Raw genomic sequence first — 22,027 nt, 5'->3', positions numbered from 1 at the left:
GATAGGCCATGCCTATACAAAGTCACAGGGACGGATCATGCGCCATTCACAGCTCAAGGCCTTTCACCACGTGGCCCTCCTGGGCGGCTTTTCCCGCGCTGCAGAGGCGCTGCGCCTGACCCAGCCCGCAGTCTCCGAACAGGTCCGCAAGCTGGAACAGGACCACGATCTGCTGCTGTTCCGGCGCGAGAAGAAGCGGGTGTTCCTGACAGAAGCGGGCGAGGAGCTGCTGCATCTGACCAAGCAGTATTTCGAGGTCGAAACCCAGATCGGGGACTATCTGTCAGCCACCCGCGCCGCGGTGGAAGGGGAACTGCGCATCATCGCGGACTCCGCCCAGCACATGACCGGTTTCCTGGGCCCGTTCCAGAAACGCTATCCGAATGTCGTGATCTCTCTGCGGGCCGGAAACACTGGTGAAATCATTGACGAGCTGCGCGCCTATAATGCCGAAATCGGCGTGGCCGGCAGCCTGTCTCCGGGCAAGGACATGAGCGTGCTGAACCTCGGCGCCACCGGCATCGTCGCCTTTGCCGCCCGCGGACTGCTGATGGCTTCGCAAACGGCTCTCTCGTTCCAGGAACTGGCGCAGCTTCCGCTGGTCTTCCGCGAGGAAGGCTCAAAGACCCGTGAGAAAGTGGAGATGGCCGCCCGCGAACACGGCATCCGCCTGAAGCCCGCGATCGTCGCCGAAGGCCGCGAGGCCGTGCGTGAGCTTGTGGCCTCCGGTGCCGGCATCGGGTTTGTCTCCGAGGCCGAGTTCGGCCATGACAACCGCCTGGTCAAATACGGCCTGCGCGATGCGGATCTGGAGATGAGCGAAAGCATCATCTACCTGACCCAGCGCCGCGACGTCCGGGTGATCCGCGCCTTTATGGAGTTTGCCAAAAGTGTTCAGGCCGATAGGGATACCCTGCAAAACACTGTGCACCCAGGCTGAAGACAAGGACATCGGCCGTTCACCCCGGGCAGCACGTCAGCACAAGGGTTTATGAGGCATCGCCTGAAATTTTAGTGTCGGGCGACACATAGTTTTTCCTTTTTGGGGAACTTGGTTGTTTGATTTTAAAGAGAAATATTTACAGCCGACGCAGCAATGTTACCTTTTGCGACTCGTAAGTTTTCCTTCGGCGGAAGCAGACATTCGTGCCGCGCGCGGCGAAATCGGGCTTCGAGCCCGATGTATCAATTCAATGTGCCTAAATCTAGTTCGATAGTGGCAGCGGGTATGAGTTTTCCAAGGTCTATTTCGGACACCATAACAACTAGCACGTCCGCAGGGCCTGACTGTTGACGGCGCTTAATAAAAGCTTCTCCAACAAAGATTATTGAGCCCTGGTTTTCGATTTCACACCTTATGGTATAGCTTTGATCTAGGGTGAGTTTTTCGAGGATGCTCTGTGGGAAGTCGCGTGGCCAAATCAAATATTGATCTGATGTACAGCCGTGCCCGGACAAGAAAACGCTTTCTTCAATTTCTAACCGCATCGCGACGTTCCCTCAGGGCAAATAGCTACAGACTTTCCTTACTATGGTTCAAATTTTGAACGGCAGCAAAGCTCAACTCAGCCCCCTCTCCTATTCGTTAGTAGTATTTGAATGACGGCGTTACGCAGTTCACGGCTCGCTGCACGAGCGAGGAGGCGTAAGCTGACCAATGACTGGTGAGGGCTCTCTGCCGCCATGCGGCGGCACAGCACCGAAAATCCAGCAGCAGCCTACCCCAGGCAAGTTGTGATCGCTCGAGCCAGCCCAAAGCGGTCCCATACCTGGTCACCAGCCAGGCGGGCTAGCATATGCAGATCGGGCGGTATGCGGACTTTCTCCGCAAGTGCGAGATCTTGTGGTGCCATCGGTGGAAGCTGACACTCCAGCGACCATTTGGGCCAGTTGGTTTCTGCACCGCCGCAAGGCGGCAACGAGCCCGAGGCGGTCATTGCTATGTCTCGCTGCGCGCGCTCGCAGCGAGAAAATCGCTGCATCAGCTTTGTTCATGGCGCTGTAAGGCGGATGGAAAACCGGTCATTGGTGCAAGGCGCAGCAAAGATTGAGGCGGCAACTCATAGGTTGCTGGACAGTCCGGCCATTCACCGCATATGAAAATGGCCGGACTTGCCCCGCTGGATCCTGATACTGCCGCCTGAAGCCCTATTAGGTTCAGCCTGCCCGGCCAATCGCCTTGCGCGCTGCCACCAAGCCGTCGCTGCCAGTCATCGAACAGCAAACGCTGGCAAGGGTGCGCGGCTGCTCATAGGGCCAGGGCATACCGCGATGCAGCGTTGCCCTTTGGTCCCACATGAGAACATCGCCAACCTGCCACCGGTGAGAATACACGAACTGCGGCTGGGTGCAGAAGGCGATCAGCTCATCCACGAGCGCATCGCCTTCCGCCGGGCTAAGCCCTTCCACCTCGAACACATGCGATGCAATATACAGCGCCTCCTGCCCGTTGACGGGATTTGCCCAGACCGCAGGCCACCTTTGCGCGGGCCATTTGTTGAACATGGGAAGATTGGCCAGTTCCATCGAAATCCGCTCTCGCGACCGGCGGTAGTTGTGACCCAGGATCCGTCCTTTGATCCGCTGTCTGAGATCCTCGGGCATCGCAGCCCAGGCCGCGCGGGTGGAGGCTAGCTCTGTCTGGCCGCCCTCTGTTGTCACAACCTTGGCCGCCAGGATGTTGCACAGCGAAGGAACCGGCATGAAGGTGGAATCGATATGCCACTGCTGGTTTGCTTTCAGATGCAGAGTGTGCAGGTCCATTTCCCCTGTGACGCCCGCGTCCGTTTCATTGGATACCAGCGACACCTCCGGCGCCGCACCCGGCTGCCGCTCATCCTTTTTCCGGTCCTCAATGGGGCCGAACATCTGTGCCAGCCGCAGGTGATCTTCCGGCGGCAGCGACTGGTTGCGAAACAGCAGCGCAGAGTGATCTTCGAAAAGCTTCCGCAGTTCGGGGTAATCCTTCTCTGCTGAGGTCTTTGAAAGATCGAAGTTATGAACGACGACGCCAAAGCTGTCTGTCAAAGGGCTGATTTCGAGTGAGAGCGGCATTATCTGCTCCTGTGCTTGCATCTGCTGACAGTATCCTACGAAAGAATTCCAGCAAATAAACTTGCTAATTCTGCATGCCTCTCATAGCTTTTCGTTATGCAAGGCCGTTTCCGACGTACCCAGCACCTGCTCAATGCGCTTCCTGTTCTTGAGGCATCCGTGCGGCTTGGCAGCTTCACGAAGGCCGGCGAGCATCTGGGCCTCAGCCAGCCTGCCGTCAGCCGCCATATCGCCAATCTGGAGGATCAGCTCGGGGTGCAGCTCTTTGCCCGGAAACACAACAAGCTGACGGTGACCAGACAGGGCCGGGATCTGGCGAATGCGGTGAACCTGGGCCTGTCGCATATCGATGCAGCCATCCGCAAAACAGCTGGAACCGCCGGTACCGGTGGCCTGCGCCTAGCCTGCACTCAGAGCTTTGCCAACTGCTGGCTGCTCCCCCGGTTTTCTAGTTTGAGGCACGCGATGGGGGATGTGCAGGTGAGTCTTGCGGTGTCCCATTGGCTGGATGACATCGACCCTGACAGTGTCGATATGATCGCCCACTGGCGGCCGCAGGGCTGGGCCGGATGGCCGCGAAGGCAGCTGTTTGAGGAGGTGACATTTCCGGTGTGCTCCCAGGAATATCTGGATCGCAATCCTGCGCTCCAGAACGCCTCGGAGGATCCATCAGTGTTGATCCGACCGGATCTTTTGCACTATGAGGAACGTGCAATGGAGTTCGCAGGCTGGCCCGAATGGTTTGCCGCCTCCGGCATCGGCTACACCGCTCCGGATCAGGTGTTCCGCTACCCCAGCTACCAGTTCATGTTGCAGGCGGCGGCAGATGGTGCCGGGGTCGCATTGGCTTGGCAGCACCTGGCTGCAGACAAGGTTGATTCCGGCGAACTGGTGCAAATCGGGCGGGGCCTTCACCGGAACGGTGCTGGCTACTTTCTGGAATACCGGGACACAGGAAGCACTGCGCGTTTTCAGCAGAGGCTGCTGGACTGGTTCGTCGCCGAGGCAGGCAGGTAATCGGACTTAGCCGTTGCCGCTGAATAAGAGCAAAACCAACCGCGAAGGAACACTTTCGGCAAAATCGTTTTAGGGCTCAGACCGGCCCAATGCATCCGCGGCGTTTCCCAAAGAACACGCAACCGGACAACGGCCATTCAAATCACCAGTAAACTGGGGCGTCAGCGCGGTGCTGATGTCTGGGCTTGGCGGGAGGATTGGAGGGAGCACTATGCCAAGAGTCCAACTTCCCGCTGTCACCCCGAAACGAAGAGCCTGGAACAAGGGCCGGATCATCGGCCAGAAACGACCACTGTTGCCGAAACAGGTCTGGGCGATCCGAGCGCGGCTCGAAATGACGGGCAACCTGCGCGATCTTGCGCTGTTCAATGTTGCAATTGATAGCAAGCTTCGCGGATGCGATCTGGTGAAATTGGCTGTAACCGACCTGGTGAGGGATGATCGCGTTCGCGAAAGAGTGTCCGTGATCCAGAGCAAAACCAAGCGGCCCGTTCAGTTCGAACTCTCTGAAAACACTCGGGATACCATTGCCGCATGGATCAAGTCGCCGGGAATGATCGGCTGCCGCTTCATGTTTCCCAGCCGGTTTCACGACCGCCCGCATATCTCAACGCGCCAATATGGCCGGCTTGTGCGGGATTGGGTGGCGGCGATCGGGCTGGAGCCCAGCGGATACGGCACCCATTCGCTGCGCCGGACCAAAGCAGCGGAAATCTACCGCAAAACCGGAAATCTCAGGGCAGTTCAACTCCTGCTCGGGCACACAAAGGTTGACAGCACCGTCAGATACCTTGGCGTCGAACTTGAAGATGCACTGAGCATCGCCGAGCAAATCGACATTTGAACCACGTTGGCGGGCGGCTCTTGCCGTTCGCCAGCCCGGACCGAACCTGCGTTCGCGCCGCAGCAGTGGGCCGGGTCGAGTCCATCTCGGATGGTTTCGAACTTTCACAGCACGCGCTGCAGCACGAAATTCGCAGCAACTGCGTCGATGCCCTCGCCGCCGCGGGGATAGAAAAACAGCCCTCCGCGCAACAGAGACTTCACTCCGATGTCTGCTTCAAGCTGTTAGAAGGCTTCATTTTGCTACGGCTAGAAGCCGGCACTCAAGATGGTAGAATACGGACTATTCGTTGCAAAAATGGAGTTGCGGACGAATTCGGGCACTTCGGAATTGCCGCTCTTGTAGGCTCCGCACTGCTGCAGAACCTTCCGAAGATCCGGTGACTTGCCGAGATACTCCCAGACCACGCGGGTGCCATACAGCATGTGCCCGCCTTCCGGTTCGATGCCTTGGAGCAGCCCCGGAAGAAACGACGGCTCTTCGTAGTCCGACGAAATCAGGGCAGTGGTCCACATGCCGCTGCCTTGGCCCTGCTCGCGGCTGGTTATGAAGATCCGCCTGTGCGCCTCGAACACAAGGCCTGAGTGCTTCAGCGTTGACGGAACAGCAAACTCATCATCTTCATACCGCTCTAGTTCCTTGGAAAACCATTCCTGCCCGTTGCCAAAAATGCGCCCAACGCTTTTGAGCAGGTAGTTCTTCGATGGATCCGGGCTCATGTAGATGTGGTAGTATCCCGAATGGCGTTCCAGCAGGGCAGTATTGCAGCGGTCGCGGCGGAGGACCTTCTCCATTTGCGCAGCCAGCGGATCCTCGGAGCGGTTCAGAACCGGCGGGCGCAAGCGGACCAGTTTGGCGAAGGCAGAATGCTCTTGCAGGATCTCGGCCTCATCCACTCCAAAAAAGTCGCAGATCCGGCGCAGGGTTGCCAGAGACGGCGCCGTCTGGCCAGTGAGGTATTTGTTAAACTGCTGCCGGTTGATGCCGATTCGACGGCATACATCGGACACAGAACGGCCATAGCTGCACAGCAGCCGGAGGTTGGCGGAGAGACGGGTTTCAGACATGTTTTTATGCTAAATTATGCTCTTTAGCTTCGTCCAGCTTAATTTTTGGAGCCTGACAGTGCGTGATTTGCGGGCCGGCTGCCCTCTAGACTGATGGAAAAGATGCCAACAGACGGAGAGGAAAATGACCCAAACTGCCAAAGACCGGGCCAAGCGTGCATCCGCATGTGCCAGCACAGCCGCCGCATTATGGGCTGCTGCAGCGGGGGCCGCCCAGGCCGAAACCCTCCGCATAGCGGTGGCTGCAGATCCGGGATACCTGGACCCGGCCTATTGGGGGTCCAGCTCGGAGCAGTTGCTGATCGACAATCTTTATCCGCGGCTGGCCAAATATGCGGCGGGCGACAGCTGGCAGGCCGAACTGGATGCTGCCAAGTCGGTTGATCTTTCGGACCCGCAGCACATCGCGTTTGAGCTGAAGCCCGGCATCATGTGGTCCGGCGGCTTTGGCGAGTTGACTGCGGAGGACGTGGAATACTCCTTTGAACGCCATCTGGATCCGGATCTGGAGTCCGGCGTTTCCGCGGAGTTTTCCCTGCTGGAAGATGTTGAAGTCACCGGAAAATACACCGGCATCATTCATCTGAGCGCGCCGTCGCCTGCGTTCTGGAGCGCGACACTATCCTACACTTCGGGTGCGATCATCTCCAAGGCGGCAGCCGAGGCTTCGGAGGGATATTTCGAGGCCACCCCGGTCGCAACTGCGGGCCCTTACAGGTTCAAGTCGCATGAGCCGGGCCAGCCCTTCATGCTGGAGAAAGACCCGGACTGGAGCGGCGCGACGGCCGAGTTCGAGGAAGTGGCCATCATCGCAATTGCCGATGACAACGCCGCCCGGGTGGCCTTTGACGCGGGCGAGATAGACTACACCTATGCCGCTTCGGCGCTGGAGTATGACAACTGGTCCAAGAGTTCCGGCAACACCGAACTGCGGTCTTCGCTTGATCCGCTGTGGATGGGCATTTCGGAGACCTACGAGGGGCTGTCGGATATCCGCGTACGCCAGGCCATCCAGAAGGCCGTGGATGTGCCCACCATTCTAGCAGCGATCTCGAACGGGCGGGCGGATCACGCCACCGGTATCGTGGCGCCGGGGCTGCTGGGCTACCGCGATGCCGCGCCAAAGCAGCGGGATGTCGAGGGCGCCCGGGCGCTGATTGCCGAGGCGGGGGCCGAAGGAACCGTGCTGCGGCTGGATTTCGTCAACACCGCCAACCGCGCCACCATTGCCCAGATCGTCCAGGCCAACCTGGCCGAGATCGGGCTGATTGTTGAGCTGAATGGCCAGGATGAGGGCACCTTCTGGAGCGTTGATGAAGCCCGCGCGGCGGATCTGCAGCTGCATGTGAAGTCCTGGACCGGCAATCCCGACGGCATCTACACCATGCAGTATTTCACCTCTGACCAGGTTGGCGTCTGGAACTGGGAAGGCCTCAGCAGCCCGGAGTATGACGCCCTGGTCGAGCAGGCGCGCCGCAGCACCGATGAGCAAGAGCGCGGCCGGCTCTACGCCAAGATGCAGGACCTGATGGTGGAGTCCGGCAACTTCCTGTTCCTGACCAATGAGCCGCTGACCATTCTGTGGAATGACAAAGTGGTTCCGGCAGTGCTGCCCGACGGCCGCCCGGTTTTTGCCGGCTTCAAGAAGGCCGCGGACTGATCTCCCTCCTGCCGGGCGGCGGCCCCGTGCCCCGCCCGGATCTTTCTTCCGAGGAAATTCCAATATGCTTGGCTATATCTTCCGCCGCACCTGTCTTGGGGTGGTTGTTCTGGTCCTGGCGGTCTCGTCGCTCTATGTGCTGGTGCAGCTGGCTCCGGGTGATCCGGCCAGCGCCATGCTGGGGCCGCGGGCCACTCCGGCGATCAAGGCTGAGTTTGCCGAGCGGCTGGGGCTGGACCGGCCGATGCCGGTGCAGATCGTGAAATACCTGGGCGCGGTTGCGCAGGGCGATCTGGGCACCGACCTGCGCAGCCGCCTGCCGGTCAGAGACGTGCTGCTGGCGCATCTTCCGCATACGGTGCAGCTGGTAGCAGCTGCGATGCTGCTGGCGGCGGGGCTTGGCATCCCGCTGGGCTGCCTGGCGGCGGTGCGCCGCAACGGTCTGTTCGACCGGCTGATCGGAGTGCTGTCGGTCAGCGTGATCGCGGTGCCATCAGTCATCATCGCGATCTATGGCATGCTGCTGTTTTCGGCGCGCTTAGGCTGGCTGCCGGCAATCGGCGCAGGCGAGGGCGGCTTCTGGTCGACGCTGCATCACCTGATCATGCCCGCAATAGCGGTTGGCATCGGCTGGGTCGGCTATCTGGCCCGGCTGGTGCGGGCCTCGATGATCGAGGTGCTGTCGGCCAACTATATCCGCAATGCCCGTTCCTTCGGGCTGACCGAGCCGCGCATTATCTGTCGTTATGCGCTGCGGGTGGCGGTGGCGCCGACCATCACGGTGCTGGGCGTCGGCGTCGGCTATATGCTGGGCAGTGCGGTTTTTGCCGAGATCGTCTTTGCCCGCCCGGGCATCGGCAAGCTGATGTATGACGCGGTGATCCTGCGCAACTATCCGGTGACGCTGGGCGCGGTGCTGGCCTCCAGCGCGCTGCTGATCGCGGCAACCACCGCCGCCGACATTCTCAACGCCATCATCGATCCCCGTTTCAAGGAGGGCCAGGAGCAATGACCGCGGCTGATATTCAACCTGTTGCCAGGCCGGTGCGCTCCAGCGGCTTTGTCCGGCTGATGCAAGACCCGATGGGCATGTTCGGGCTGCTGCTCGCGGTGCTGCTGATCCTCTCTGCTGTGCTGGCGCCGTGGATTGCGCCTTACGGTCCCAATGCCATGGACATCCCCTCCAAGCTGCAGGGGCCAAGCGCCGCCCATTGGCTGGGCACCGACCAGCTGGGCCGCGATGTGCTGTCCCGCGCGCTTTACGGCGGCCGGATCGCGCTGAGCGTGGCGCTGGTGTCCACCGCACTGTCGGTGATCCTCGGCGGCATCCTGGGGATGGCGGCGGCGATGGGGCCGCGCTGGCTGGATTATGTGCTGACCCTGGGATTCGACACCGTGCGTGCCTATCCGGTGATCATCCTGGCGCTGGCCATCGGCCCGATCTTCGGCGGCGGCATGGTGGTGCTGGTCGGCCTGCTGGTGGCGACCTCGGTGCCCTATTACGGGCGGATCATGCGGGCCTCGGTGATGGCGCAGGCCAATGCCGAATATGTCGAGGCGCTGCGGGCAATGGGCGCCAGCCGCGTGCGCATCGTGGCGCGCCACATCCTGCCCAATGTGATCGGCCCGGTGCTGATCGTCGCTTCGATGGACATTCCAACCTTCATTGCCGCCGAGGCTGGCCTCAGCTTCCTGGGCGTGGGGGTCAAGCCGCCTGCCTCCAGCTGGGGTCTGATGCTGCAGGACGGCTTCGACTTCGTCGGCCACACCCCGTGGCTGGTGGTGGCGGGGGGCATTCCGCTGGTGCTGGCAACGCTGGGCTTCACCTTCCTGGGCGAAGCGCTGCGCGATGCCTTTGACCCGAAACTTGGCGGAAAGGGCTGAGCCATGGCGGATACGCTTCTGGAGGTTTGCGAGCTCGCGGTGCGCTTTGGCCCCGTTCAGGCGGTGAAATGGGCCTCGTTCTCGCTGCGGCGCGGCCAGACCCTGGGCATTGTCGGCGAGAGCGGCTCGGGCAAATCCACCCTTTTGTGGGCGCTGACCCGGCTGCTGCCGGATGCGGCCACGCTGAATTCGGGCGAAGTCTGGTTTGACGGCGAGGATCTGCTGCGCTTGCAGCCCGCACGGATGCGGGCGCTGCGCGGCACCCGGATCTCTTATATCTCGCAGGACCCGATGACCTCATTGGCGCCGGGGCTGACCATCGGCCGGCAGATGACCGATCTTCTGTACCGCGAGCCCTGGTCCAAGCGTGAGAAATGGCAGCGTGCCATTGATGCGCTGGACTGGGTCAGCCTGCCGGACCCGGCGGCGCGGATGAATATGTACCCGCATGAGCTGTCAGGCGGCCAGCGCCAACGGGTGTCCATCGCCATGGCGCTGATGCTGGGGCCGGATCTGGTGCTGGCGGATGAGCCGACCACCGCGCTGGACCCGACGCTGGAGGTGGAGATCCTGGAGCTGTTGCGGCGGCTCCAGCGGGAGACTGGCTGCGCTATCATCTTTGTGACCCACCATCTGGGGGTTGTGGCGTCGCTTTGCGACGAGGTGCTGGTGATGAAGTCCGGCGATATCCGCGAGGCTGGGCCAGTGCAGGATGTGTTCAGCGGTCCGCAGGATGACTACACCAAGGCCCTGCTGCGCTGCGATCCGGCACAGATCGAAACACCGACCCGGCGGCTGCCCACAATGAGCGAGGCGCTGGAGCATCCCGTGCAGATCGTGCAAGGCCCGCCACAGCGGATCGGCGCGGAAGACGCGCCGGTTCTGCGGGTCGAGGATCTGTCGGTCACTTTCACCCGCTCGGGCCTGCTGCCGCCGGCCTTGGGCGGTTGGAGCGAGGAGATCCCGGCGGTCCGCAACGTGAGTTTTGAAATCCGCAGCGGCGAAACGCTGGCGCTGATCGGCGAGAGCGGCTCGGGCAAGACCACGGTGGCGCGCTCCATCATGGGGCTGGTGCGCCCTGACAGCGGCAGGATCACCTTGAATGGCAGCGAACTGACTGGGGCGGATGCCGCAGGCTGGAGCCGCGCGCGCGAGCAGGTTGCGATGATGTTCCAGGACCCGGCCGGATCGCTGTCCCCCCGGGCAACTATCGCTGATCAGGTGGTTGAGCCGCTGATCGTGCATGGCCGCCGTTCGGAAGCAACCCGTGCCCGTGCCGTTGAACTGCTGACCCAGGCCGGGCTTGGCGAAGCCTATGCCGACCGCTTTCCGCATGAGCTGTCGGGCGGCCAGGCGCGCCGCGCGGGCGTGGCCCGGGCGCTGGCGCTCTCACCTTCACTGGTAGTCGCGGATGAGCCCACCGCCGGGCTGGACGTCTCGGTCCAGGGAGAGGTGGTGAACCTGATGAACGCGCTGCAGGAGCAGATGGGCCTGTCGATCCTGCTGATCACTCACAACATGAGCGTCGTCCGCCATGCCGCCGACCGCATGATCGTCATGCTGAAGGGCGAGCTGGTCGAGACCGGCCCCACCGCCCGGCTCTTTGCCGGAGCCGGCCACGACTACACCCGAAGCCTGATCGCGGCGTCTTACCACGCCCTGCCGGACCAACAGACACCCAACCAAGAGAGAAAACTCCATGCCGTTGAATGAAACCCTTGCCATGTCCGATCTCGACCTGTGCTACCTGCCCGCAACCGAGCAGATCGCGCTGTTCAAATCCGGCGAGCTGTCGCCTGTTGAGGTGGTGAAGGCGCAGTTCGCCCGCGCCGAGACTGTAGAGCCGGTGATCAACGCCTTTACCGAGACCTTCTACGAGCAAGCCATGGATGCTGCCCGGGCGGCCGAGGAGGTCTATGTGAACCGTCCCGGCGATGCCCGCCCGCTGGAAGGTATCACCGTGGCCATCAAGGATGAGATGTCCGTGGAAGGGCAGCGCAACACCCAAGGCTCGCTGATCTACAAGGACTATGTCGCTGACGAAACCCACCCGGTAGCACAGCGGCTGCGCGATGCAGGCGCGATTTTCCATGCACGCTCGGCCACGCCTGAGTTCTGCAGCGCCTGGACAACCGAAACCCGCCTGCACGGGGTTACCCGCAATCCTTGGAATCCGGACTACACCCCCTCGGGCTCCTCCGGTGGGGCGGGGGCCGCATTGGCGGCGGGCACAACCACCTTGGCCACCGGCTCGGACATCGGCGGCTCGATCCGCGGCCCGGCGGCGATGTGCGGGGTGGTTGGTTTCAAGCCGCCTTACGGGAGGGTTCCGGATGCGGCGCCTTTCAACTTGGACCCTTATTGCCACGTCGGCGCCATGGCCCGGACGGTTGCCGACTGCGCGCTGATGCAGAACGTGATTTCCGGCCACCACCCGCAGGACATCGCTACGGTCCGGCAGAAGATGACTATCCCGATGGAATACGGCAGCCTGCAGGGCAAGCGCATTGGCTACAGTCTGGATATCAGCAATGAAGTGGTGACGAAGGACGTTGCCGATCAGACTTTCAAGGTGCTGGACGCGCTGTCGGACGCAGGTGCGATCGTGGAAGAGGTGAAGCTCGGCTGGGGCCATGAGGTGCGGGAGGGGTGCAAGAATTACCTTAACCATCTGATGGGAGCCGCACTGGCGCGTGAAGTCGAGGCGCACCCGGATCAGGTCTGTGATTACACGAAGTACTTCGCCGAATGCGCGGCCAAGACAACAGCGGAGGATTTTCTCGCTGCCTTTGACACCGCGGCGGACATCTACAGCCGGTTCGGGCCAATGATGGAGAACGAATACTACGCCTTCGTCTCCCCGGCCTTCGCCAGCTACGAGATGCTTGCCGAGCAAAAACCCTGGGACCGCATCACCATCGGAGACCGGGATTTCGACAGCGAATACGACCTGAACACGCTGGCCGTATTCAACATGCTGTCGCGCCTGCCGGCGCTGGCGGTGCCCGCCGGGCTCGGGGCCAACGGGCGGCCGGTTGGGGTGCAGATCGTGGCCCGTGCCTTTGATGACCCGCGGGCCTTCCACGTGGCCTCGGTGCTGCAGCAGAAGATGCCCTGGCTGGACACCCCTGCACGGCGCCCGAACCTGTAACAGGGGGCCATTGCGGGTGGTTGCTGCAGACTGGGTTTTGAGCTGCAGCCGCCGTCAGCTTCCAGCAAGCAGAAAATGAAGAAACCACCCGGGAGAGGCCATCTGTCCGGGACAAGGAATTATTGCGCATCCGGAGGGAGCGATGACTGATCTGGTAATCCTGAATGGCAAGGTTCTGACATTCGACGGACCCGACGCCGAGGCCTTGGCCATAAAGGGCGGGCTAATAGCAGCCGTCGGCACAAATGCCGAAATCCGGGCCATGGCCGGCGCGGCCCGCGTGTTCGATGCTCAGGGTAGCACGGTCCTGCCGGGGTTCATCGACAGCCATGTTCACCTGTTTCAGGGCGCCGCGGAACTGGAGTACCTGGATCTGACAGGCGTATTCGGGCTGGACGCTTTGACCCGGGCCGTGCGCGCCTATGCTGCGGAGCGGCCGGACGATGTGCTGCTCTATGCCTATGCGGCCAGCTATCACGCGATGGGGGACCGTTCTTTGACCCGTCATGATCTGGACGATGTGCTGCCGGACCGCCCCTTCGCCTGCATGGCGCCGGACTGCCATACGGCCTGGGCCAACACCAGGGCGCTGGAGCTTGCCGGACTGCTGCAGGGCAAGGCGGTGGAGGAGGGCTCCGAGGTTGTGATGGGCGCCGATGGCACCGCAACCGGCGAGCTGCGCGAGGCGGGGGCGTTGGCTCCGGTCATGAAGTTCACTCCGCTGGGCGGGCGTGACATGGAAGGGTCAATGACCGGGGCCGACCCGATTCCAGCTCCCACGCCGGCGCAGCGCGCAATAGACAAGGCGGTGCTGGAAAAAGGTCTGAGGCATTGCGCCTCTCGCGGCATCACCGGCCTGCACAATATGGACGGCAACCTCTACCAGCTGGAGCTGCTTGCGGAGCTGGAGGCAGAAGACAAATTGCTGTGCCGCACCGAGGTGCCGCTGCACCTCAAGCACACCGATCCGCTGGAGCGGCTGGAAGAGGCGGCCTACATGCGCCAGACCTATGCCAGCAGCCATCTCTGGTCCAGCCGGGTCAAGATGTTCATCGACGGGGTTATCGAAAACAGGACTGCCTTCATGCTGCAGCCCTATCCAGGGACGGAAAACCGTGGCGCGCCACTGTTTTCCGATGCTCATTTCAAGGAGGTTTGCACCCGGGCCGATGCCATGGAGCTGCAAATATCGGTCCATGCCTGTGGCGACGCTGGCGTCCGCCGGACCCTTGATGCTTATGAAGCTGCCCGGCGTGCCAACGGTCCCCGCGACAGCCGTCACCGGGTGGAGCATATCGAGACCGTCAGCGCCGGGGACATCCCCAGGTTCCGGGAGCTTGGTGTCATCGCCTCGATGCAGCCGCTGCACGCACCGCACAGCAGCCCGGAGGCGATCCCGGAGCTTGCCTCCTTGCTGCACAATCACCAGATCCCGACAGCGTTTCCGTCCCGAACGCTGCGCAAAAGCGGCGCAAAGGTCATCTTTTCGACTGATTGGCCGGTTGTGCCAGTGGATGTGATGGCCACCATTCAGGGTGCCGTTGCCCGGCAGACGCTGCCGGGCGGCTGGCAGGACCAAACCCACAGCCTCCGCCAAGCGCTGGCGGCCTATACCTGCGACGGGGCATGGGCGGAATTCAACGAGCACAGAAAAGGCAGGCTGCGCGCGGGCATGATGGCAGATGTGGTTGTGATGGACTGTGATCTTGAAGCACAGCCTGCGGATAGCCTCAGCACGGCGCAGGCAGTACTGACAATTTGCGGCGGCCACGTCACCTTTGAAGCCCGATGTGAGTTGTTATTTTGAGCGTGTCGCACTCTGTCCTCGGAAATCCAATCCTTTTGACACTCGACGAGCGAGCAATGAAGCTTTTGGTAGCCGTTCACGAAACCGGCAGCCGGTCAGGCTGCTAACTGCACGGTGTAGCCTTATGCCAATCGTGCAAGCTGAGTTTGTTTGAAACTGGCAAGGGTCCACATCTTTCCGCGGGGCACAATCGAAACAAGAGGAGCACCAGACCGTGCGTAATGCCCGACTTCCATGTGGTGGTTAGGTCTCGCGATTGATTGAGCTTATGCATGTATTTGCGCGGCCAGGTTTATACTTCTGTCATTTGAACACCGGCAATATCATACTTGGAAACGGCCAATTTTTTGTACTGCCTCCAAAACTGACATTGTCCCGCGTCTCGTTTGTCTGACCTGGTCGCAGCGAAATGGCGGTTTGAGCTCCGCCGTTTTCCGCGCGGCTGAAAGACCGCAAACTCGAAGTTCGCCGCGTGCCGAAAATTTTGTGCCGCGGGAGCGAGGGTTTTCTGCGGCAGCAATGGCTGCGAGGGCAACGACGGCAAAGTCCGCGGTGTGTGAGTCCGTGACTGGCGTGGCGAATGGCAGCTGAACGGACGCGAGATCTGACGGGTAGCATCGCGTTCCGATCCTTGCGGCCCCTGGACTGTTCGATGCGGATGATGTTCCAGGCGCAGTCAATATCGCTAACCCGCAGCCCTGCAAGCCGACACATGCCATGACCCTTGCTTTATCGGAATGGTTCCGGTAAGAAAATCGGCTGCATATTTGGGCCCGCTGACCGGACCCAGCCTGAAACAGTCAAATGAATGGAGAGCGCCATGTAGCACGGAAACTACATGAAAGGCCTTAGATATGGCCCACTACAAACGCAAAAAGGCGCGCGCCGCGGTAAGTGCTCGCTATTCGGCGCACGGCCTAGAACACCGGCTTTCGAAGGAGCCCGGCAGCATCCGCTGGCTGGAAAACTGGCCACGTTGGCATGACAAAATCTTTCATACGCGCCCTGCAAGGCACAGGACGAAACTTCTGGAGGCGCTCGTAGTCAAAGGCGCGGACCCGGAGATTTTGAGCTGGCCGGATGGACGCAAGCCGCATAGGTACTTTTGGTGAAAGTGACAGGAAGCCCGGATGCGCCACCCGGCTTCGGATAGCGCCAGGCATCCTGACCCCGACCTTCACAGCGGTGCAATACTTCAGGCTTGATCTGACGGACACCTGAGCTTTCTGCGCTGAGAACGGCTGGCTGTCCGATCTCTCGGAAGCTCCGATCGTCTTGTCTCTGGCAATGTGTCCGTTTCCCGCATCATTGCGGGAAAACTGTGAAACTAACCCGCAGGCCCAAACCGGCTGCGCTATGTAACGGCTCATCCGTAACAGGTCGGCTTACCAAACGAAAAGGCTGCACCTGGAAAGCCGATAGGAGATCGAGCCTGGACACCGATTGACATACTTTTGTCCGCCGCGCCGGGCCAGATGGCTGGCAAACCAGCGCGCAAACGCCTGCGTGCATCCTGTCGTCGCAGGTGCACGCAGGCACTCGTAGGTAGAACGTCCCGGCAGCACCGAAGAGCGAACATCGCCGAACGGGTGTTATGTGCACACCTTTACAGTGTGTCTGAAGGCCCCGCCGCATCGCCCGGCCAGGCATCCAGACCCTGTTTTCTCTCCCGCCGCGCATAGAACACGCGGTAGATGGCCTGGTCGATCTGTTCCTGGTCTCTGGAAGCGTAAGCATCGCGAAGCAGCTCAAATTGCGCATCAGGATCCGTTGCCAGTTTCTCATCAGTTACAGGGGGCTGCATGTTCCTCACTCCCGTTCTCTCCGGCCCTTTGCTGGGCAGCCTTCACAATTTCCAGGACCTTTCCTTTCGCCGCGGCAGGATAGACCCTGACATACCCGCTGCGGCAGCACACCGGTTCGACATCCTCGCGATCCAGCGCACGTGCGAGGTGGATCGGCGCACAGCCGTACTGCTCAGCCATTTGCCCCAGCGTGAGATAGTGTTCCTGGAAGAGCTTGATGCTCTGCCGGGTGATATAGCTTTTCCGATGACGCGTGTCCGGGTTTCTGTGCTGCACCTGGTCAAGATAGCCGCCGTCCCTCAGCTTCCGGATCGAACCGGCACTGATGCGCAGGTAGCGCGCTGTTTCGCTAAGACCAAGGTCTCCGGTCAGCACGACCTTCTGCCGCTGCAACGCCTCCCCCCTCTCCACCAGGATGCCCTGCAATCCCGGAGCCTCAATGTCCCGCGAGACTCCCTGAAGCTTTCCGGCGGCCCAATCCGAAATCACTTGGCCCAGATGGATTTTCTCTGCACGGCAGTAAGCTTTGAGCGGCAAGACGAGCCTGGACGGTTGCCCTTCCGGCAGCATCTCCAGCTTCTGGAGCAGCGCCTTAACCGCAGGCTTTTTCACGTAGCGGCGGCTGGTCCCAAAGGACCGCGCTTCAAGCACACCGAGCTTGATCAGTGATTTCACCTGAGCGGGCAGGATGCTGAGTGCTGCGGCCGCGGACTTCAGATCCTGCAGTGTTGCCCAGTAGGCAAGGACACGGTCTAGATCTTTCAGGGAAATGTCCTTCATGCGCCTGAAATCTGCGCTCGGCTGGCGGTTGAGATGAGCAAGGATGCCCCGCACCCGCACATGGCCCAGCCCGTGGACTTCCCGAACTTGGTTCAGTGTCAGGAACTTCGGTGCCGACATGGCCGAACCAAGTACCGTTTTACCGACCTGCAACGGGTATTTCTCCAGCACGAATTCCTCGACACAAGCCCGTATCGCATCAACACTGGGATCATTGCGGAGGGATTTCAGCCACACATAGAACTCCCCTATGTCCTTCGAAAAGTAGGGACGTTCCGTCCGGTAATTCCGGCGCAGATCGTCCAGAGCCGCCACAAGCGCCTCCGGGCCCGCGACCAGCACTTGAAAACCTGTGTTCATTGAAGACCGCAGTTCCGCGAAATCCAGCTCCGAAACACGTTTTCCAGGACCGAACAGCATCGACATGCCAAGAGACAGCGACCCGCGATGAATTCCGGTCAGGTCGAGCGGGGTGAGCCAATCCTCCCCAGGGCCCGACAGTGCTCTCTCGCAGATGTAGTCTTCGAATGGAGTCGGGCTGGTGTGTGCAGCCTCTTCGCTGGCCCGCTGGATCTCAGGGAGATGCGCAAAGACACGTGCAACTACGTCGTAGGTTACATGCGCGTGGTGCGCATTCGGAAGCTGCAGCAAAGGAACATTGTGCTTCCGGCAAACCCCAACACAGAGGAGAAGCCATTCCAGTTTTTGAAACGGGCCTGTCGGCCCGTCCCCTTCCACTGCTTCCTGGGTACACCTTGGGCAGATCCGCGTCACGGCTCGCCGAAACGTGCCGGTGGTCGCTTGCGAATGCCCGACCTGATACCGGCTTTGAGCAATCAGGACCGCTCCCGCGGCTTTCAAACCTTCGAGGTTTACTCGGGAAAGGTAAGATAACCGCTCCAGCTGGTCGGAGTGAGACGAACAAACATGGGGCCAGCGCATTCCCAGATCTGAACAGAACTCCCGTGGTATCGTCCGATTGCGCCGCGACAGTCTGGACACATAGGATGCCGGAGTTTCATACTCGTTGAGCGGAAGCGTAAGCGCTAGTCTGGTCATTCGCCCCCTCCCTGATCACGCACACGGGTCACGTCGATACGCAGATAGTCTTGCGCAAGGAACGGGTTGAACGCGGGCAGACAAGCTGTCTTTTTGCGAAATGCCTCTGCAAAGTGACTGATCTCCAGCTGCCCCTCCTTCGCCAATAAGCATTCCTCGATCCCGCAAAGGATCATGTCGATGATCTGACCAAACTCATTCGCTGCTGAGTGGATCAACCTCTTGAGGAACTCGTCCTCCCCCAATGAGGACACGACAGGCAGCTCGCTTTCTTGCGCGAACCCGCGCAGCAACTCGGAAACGTCGCCGCCGTGGGTCACGAAGGAAACTGCGCTCAATTGAACCACCCGAACACGGCGCTGCAACTGCCGGTCAGCGTTGATCATGTGAAGCAGGTCAGGCGTACCGGAAAGGATCAGCCCAACGGGCCAATCCTTGTTGTTCATGATGGATTTAAGCGTGTTTACCACCTCGTTGCGCGCTCGATCACCCTTTGACAAATAAATGTCCTGCGCCTCATCCAGGTGAACAAACAACGTTCTGCGTTCTTTCAGCAGCTTGCGCGCATGCTGCCAGATCAAGGCCGCTGATTTTTCGCGCATAAGCTCATAACCAAGCGCATCGGACAATGTTCCGCCGACTGTTTTCAATGTTGCCGGGGATGGCACCTGTATCTGGACGACTTCGCAAGTTTCCATATTGTGTTTAGGCAGGATCAGATCGTTGCGCATGCTGATGGCATGATCGACGGCAGTGGTCTTGCCACTGCCTGGTGCGCCCGTCAAAGCGATTGCCTCCGCTTCGAATGCCATCCCTGCTTCCAACGCAGCGCGGCGCCTGCAGAGTTGGAGATCGAACTGTTCTCGCAGCTCACGATAGGCGCGATGCCGGATAAATTTGGCCCGCAGATTCGCCATATGGATGTGAATTTCACTTGTCATCGTCAAAACTCCAGTCACCGCTTCTGCCGCTTTGCTGAGGGTTGTTCTCAAGCAGGTTCTCTGACGTTTGTATTCCCTGGCAGTCCTGTGCCTCAGCGGAGGGAATGATGTGCCCAAACAGATCCGGCTCAGGTGGGAGATTGAGATCCTTGCCTCGGTCCGGAATAATCGTCAGGCCGACAAACAGATCATCCCGTGCCCTATTCAGGCCGGCAGATGTCTGAGCGGCTAAAGCCGTTCCAAAGCGCGATTGTTCTTTGGCATTGATTTCAATGATCTTGGACAGAGCGTCGGCAACCACATGTTCATGAAGCTGTCCCTCGGTCTTGTACTTCAGGCGCAACGCCAAAGCAGCCTCACTCCAGTCTTCGTAGGTCACGCCTTCGAAGCAGCTCTGGAGCGCATGCGCAGGGTGCCACTCCCCTTCAATATGGACTAAGATCCACCCTAAGTCCTCCAAGCTGAAACGGATTTCGACTTCGCTCTCATGACTGTGGAGAAAGAACTCCTGAAGAGCTGGGCAGGCGTAATCGATGCCCAAAATTTCTACGCCACAACCTGTGACCTTACGACGGCGCCTCTGCCCAAAAGCACGACGGCGGGTGGTTTCTGCAAGCTTTGGAACAACGCCTTTCTCCTTGACCAGACGGTTCCAGCAGTTGTTCGGGGTCTCCCCGCCCAGCCCTCGATGCGGCGTGTTGTGGTAAACGTCGACCACATAGAGCGTCAGGATTTGCATCAGTGCATCATCCGTCAACGATGCGAGTTTCTCAGACGGGTAGTCGCCGCGCTCCATTGTGTTGGAGAATGTTCGGCCTGCCAGATGCGGCATTAGTGTCGTGCCAAAAGTTCCGAATATGCGCTCAACCCGCCCCCTCAGATGTGGCAACCCGCCAGGTGGCGTTTCCGGGTGCCCGTGCGCCTCAAGAATGGACGTACTGAAGAGATCGTCGACGAAGGCAGCACCATTGTCGGTACAAACGACTCCCAGCCCACCAAAATGGTGCCAGGTCGATTGGCACCCGGCGGCCGTTGCGAGATCAGTTTTGTCGCGAGTAATGTCGCTCAACAATGCATACGCATCTTCGCAATTTGGCACGGCTGCTAACCGCATTCCGACGACGCATCGGGTCGCGCAGTCGATTGCCAGGTAAAGCCATCGCCGTCCCCGCTCAAGCTTTGCCAGTTCCTCATCGGAAAGATGATCCAGTGCACCGCGTGCGGCCAAAACGGAGATAATGTCGACTTTCCATTCGTCGACTTCTACCCGTTCCATTGGGTAGCTGGCGGAAAGACCTGTTTCGTACAGCGCAAATTCGCGGTTGGCCGCCTCCACACCATGACGCTGCACATAAGTGAAATACGGGTCCAGCCGCTGGATCGCACGCTCAACGGCACGCCGGGATGGAACACGCAAAGCAGGTTTACCTTCTGCCTCGCGTGCTGCATTCACCTCCTCAAAGCGCGATTTGCAATGTTTTGCGACTTGCTTTTTGGACAATCTTTGCCGTGTCAGATACGCCGATACGCAATCCCCAAGCAGGCGAACCGACGATAGGCAAAATCGATCATTCCTGTTGCCTGACCGGTGTGTGTGAGGCACCAGCGCGAGGTAGGAATAATCACCTTGCTCATACCGCTTTAACCAGGTCCGCAACGTTTTTGAACACGGCGGGTCGCGTAACACATTTGTTCGACCTGCTCGCGGAGCTTTCCATTTCCGCCGCGCTGCCCTAGCCAGCTCATTCACATGCGCTTCCATTTTCGGCATAAATTCCGCAATGGATCTGTCTGTTTTGTTCATCCCCGCATTTGATACAAGGTGCATCGCAACAGTGACCCACAGGTAGCGCCATGCAATCCGCTCGCGGAGTTCAGGTTTCATAGAACCTATAGTCTCAAGGCCCGCATTTATCCGGGCGTTGGTTTGACCCACGAGAAAGTATCCCGGTTCGAACACAACATCTGGCTTCGAGAGCAGGGCTTCGAACTCCTCAAAACTGTAGTGCACCTGCTTTGTTGAACGGTCTACGGATTCAAATACGTATCCAGTCTCTGTTTCCCGATGTCCCCGGAAATCCTCCGAACCAACAGTCAGTTTGTCATTCCTGGTAACAAGCATGCGTTTGTTCATGAGTCCCCCCCTAGGCGGACAACTGACTTCAGGCCGATCTCCTTCGTTTTGTCGGCGCTCAGGACACCGTCGAAAATCGCTAGAAAAATGGCCCGGAACCCGTCCGCACCTGCGCCTAGCCGTTTCTGCAATGCCTCCACTGTCAGCGGGAAGGTGACCGAGCACGCTAGGTCTTCCAGCCGCTTCTGCAGGCTCTCATTCCGACACCGGGCGAAAGTATGGAAGCGTTCTGCGTTTAGAGCCGCTGCTTTTGTGAAGTCCTGGTCGGTAATCAAGACCACATCATCCGCAAACTCACGGGTCATGGCCGAGCGAATATCTTCAAGATCCAGCAGGAAGCGGTGCTCGATCACAAATTTCATGGGTTTCACCGCAATAGCGACAATGCGGCCGCAGGTAAGTGTCACCAGGAAGTCAAAGAAGTGGTATTTCCGCTGGCCATCCCTACCAAGATACTTGAACGGCTCAGGCTGTTCCCGAATGTCCCAAACGCTTTTCCGGGCTAGCAGCAGATACAGAACCCGCTGCTCCAGTTTGCTTTCAAATAAGATAACCCTCGGATTGGTTTGGCTAGGTAGTTGCACGACAACACCGCCGCGCGAACTTTTCGTGGATCGTTTCGGGATCGGCCTGGTTGAACAGCTGGAGAGTGGCGAGCTGAAGCCCGCCGTCTGATTGAATTTATCTTTCATGATTGATTTGGCCATGCCAGCGGGCAAGCAGGGCATGGCGCTCCCTTCATTGACTTTGGATTGAAACAAAGTTTCCCAGGCCCATCGCCGGAATTTGGCGACGGGATGGTTGACTTTGCAGCGATGCCGGGC

Annotated in this window: 16 protein-coding genes; 9 read left to right on the top strand and 7 right to left on the bottom strand. The window is 59.9% G+C overall.

Annotation, left to right across the window (positions count from 1 at the left end; translation table 11 throughout):
- The first annotated feature begins 37 nt into the window (after positions 1 to 37).
- Positions 38 to 940 (top strand): LysR substrate-binding domain-containing protein, encoded by a 903-nt coding sequence (locus RA24_RS10395; protein WP_029205015.1) that lies wholly within the window; start codon positions 38 to 40, stop codon positions 938 to 940.
- Between the two features lie 1,217 nt (positions 941 to 2,157).
- On the opposite strand, the gene RA24_RS10390 is transcribed toward RA24_RS10395, so the two are convergent.
- Positions 2,158 to 3,054: a TauD/TfdA dioxygenase family protein gene (locus RA24_RS10390; protein WP_052269578.1), complete on the bottom strand. Its 897-nt coding sequence runs from the start codon at positions 3,052 to 3,054 to the stop codon at positions 2,158 to 2,160.
- A gap of 96 nt (positions 3,055 to 3,150) precedes the next feature.
- Here RA24_RS10390 and RA24_RS10385 point away from each other — a divergent pair, with 96 nt between their 5' ends.
- On the top strand, positions 3,151 to 4,071 hold the full coding sequence (locus RA24_RS10385; protein ID WP_082020352.1) for a LysR family transcriptional regulator: 921 nt from the start codon (positions 3,151 to 3,153) through the stop codon (positions 4,069 to 4,071).
- 211 nt (positions 4,072 to 4,282) lie between these two features.
- Positions 4,283 to 4,915: a tyrosine-type recombinase/integrase gene (locus tag RA24_RS10380; RefSeq protein WP_039191385.1), complete on the top strand. Its 633-nt coding sequence runs from the start codon at positions 4,283 to 4,285 to the stop codon at positions 4,913 to 4,915.
- Positions 4,916 to 5,163: 248 nt separating this feature from the next.
- Here the strand turns inward: RA24_RS10380 and RA24_RS10375 are convergent, their stop codons facing one another.
- Positions 5,164 to 5,982, bottom strand: a complete 819-nt coding sequence (locus tag RA24_RS10375; RefSeq protein WP_039191383.1) for a helix-turn-helix domain-containing protein — start codon at positions 5,980 to 5,982, stop codon at positions 5,164 to 5,166.
- Positions 5,983 to 6,106: 124 nt separating this feature from the next.
- On the opposite strand from RA24_RS10375, the gene RA24_RS10370 reads away from it, so the two are divergent.
- From RA24_RS10370 to RA24_RS10345, 6 genes are all read left to right on the top strand, one after another.
- Entirely contained in the window at positions 6,107 to 7,642 is a 1,536-nt protein-coding gene (locus RA24_RS10370; RefSeq protein ID WP_039191380.1) for an ABC transporter substrate-binding protein, read from the top strand.
- A 64-nt stretch (positions 7,643 to 7,706) separates the two neighbouring features.
- Positions 7,707 to 8,654: an ABC transporter permease gene (locus RA24_RS10365; RefSeq protein ID WP_039191378.1), complete on the top strand. Its 948-nt coding sequence runs from the start codon at positions 7,707 to 7,709 to the stop codon at positions 8,652 to 8,654.
- Positions 8,651 to 9,526 carry an ABC transporter permease gene (locus RA24_RS10360; RefSeq protein ID WP_052269577.1) on the top strand — a complete coding sequence of 292 codons (876 nt, stop codon included), beginning with the start codon at positions 8,651 to 8,653 and terminating at the stop codon, positions 9,524 to 9,526. Before RA24_RS10365 ends, RA24_RS10360 begins: the two co-directional genes overlap by 4 nt.
- Before the next feature lie 3 nt (positions 9,527 to 9,529).
- The gene (locus RA24_RS10355; RefSeq protein WP_039191376.1) at positions 9,530 to 11,239 is read left to right on the top strand and encodes a dipeptide ABC transporter ATP-binding protein; all 1,710 of its coding nucleotides are present in this window, start codon (positions 9,530 to 9,532) and stop codon (positions 11,237 to 11,239) included.
- A 10-nt stretch (positions 11,240 to 11,249) separates the two neighbouring features.
- The gene (locus tag RA24_RS10350) at positions 11,250 to 12,677 is read left to right on the top strand and encodes an amidase (RefSeq protein WP_039191373.1); all 1,428 of its coding nucleotides are present in this window, start codon (positions 11,250 to 11,252) and stop codon (positions 12,675 to 12,677) included.
- A gap of 142 nt (positions 12,678 to 12,819) precedes the next feature.
- Positions 12,820 to 14,484, top strand: coding sequence for an amidohydrolase (locus RA24_RS10345; RefSeq protein WP_039191370.1), 1,665 nt, complete (start codon positions 12,820 to 12,822; stop codon positions 14,482 to 14,484).
- Between the two features lie 1,606 nt (positions 14,485 to 16,090).
- Here the strand turns inward: RA24_RS10345 and RA24_RS10340 are convergent.
- Genes RA24_RS10340 through RA24_RS22495 form a run of 5 tightly spaced genes read right to left on the bottom strand, consistent with a single transcriptional unit; the run spans position 16,091 to position 21,910 of the window.
- A complete protein-coding gene (locus RA24_RS10340; RefSeq protein ID WP_039191367.1) occupies positions 16,091 to 16,288 on the bottom strand; it encodes a hypothetical protein in 198 nt (65 codons plus the stop codon).
- Positions 16,269 to 18,128, bottom strand: coding sequence for a TniQ family protein (locus RA24_RS10335; protein WP_082020350.1), 1,860 nt, complete (start codon positions 18,126 to 18,128; stop codon positions 16,269 to 16,271). The genes RA24_RS10340 and RA24_RS10335 overlap by 20 nt, the downstream gene beginning before the upstream one ends.
- Positions 18,125 to 19,069 (bottom strand): ATP-binding protein, encoded by a 945-nt coding sequence (locus RA24_RS10330; protein WP_039191362.1) that lies wholly within the window; start codon positions 19,067 to 19,069, stop codon positions 18,125 to 18,127. Before RA24_RS10330 ends, RA24_RS10335 begins: the two co-directional genes overlap by 4 nt.
- Positions 19,059 to 21,203, bottom strand: a complete 2,145-nt coding sequence (locus tag RA24_RS10325) for a Mu transposase C-terminal domain-containing protein (protein WP_082020349.1) — start codon at positions 21,201 to 21,203, stop codon at positions 19,059 to 19,061. The genes RA24_RS10330 and RA24_RS10325 overlap by 11 nt, the downstream gene beginning before the upstream one ends.
- Complete coding sequence (locus RA24_RS22495; protein ID WP_193747125.1) at positions 21,200 to 21,910, bottom strand: hypothetical protein; 711 nt, start codon at positions 21,908 to 21,910, stop codon at positions 21,200 to 21,202. Before RA24_RS22495 ends, RA24_RS10325 begins: the two co-directional genes overlap by 4 nt.
- Between the last annotated feature and the right edge of the window lie 117 nt (positions 21,911 to 22,027).

The organism is Leisingera sp. ANG-M6 (assembly GCF_000813905.1).
Lineage (GTDB): Bacteria > Pseudomonadota > Alphaproteobacteria > Rhodobacterales > Rhodobacteraceae > Leisingera.
Note: the sequence above shows the minus strand (reverse complement) of the source record. Positions and strands in the feature narration are given on the sequence as shown.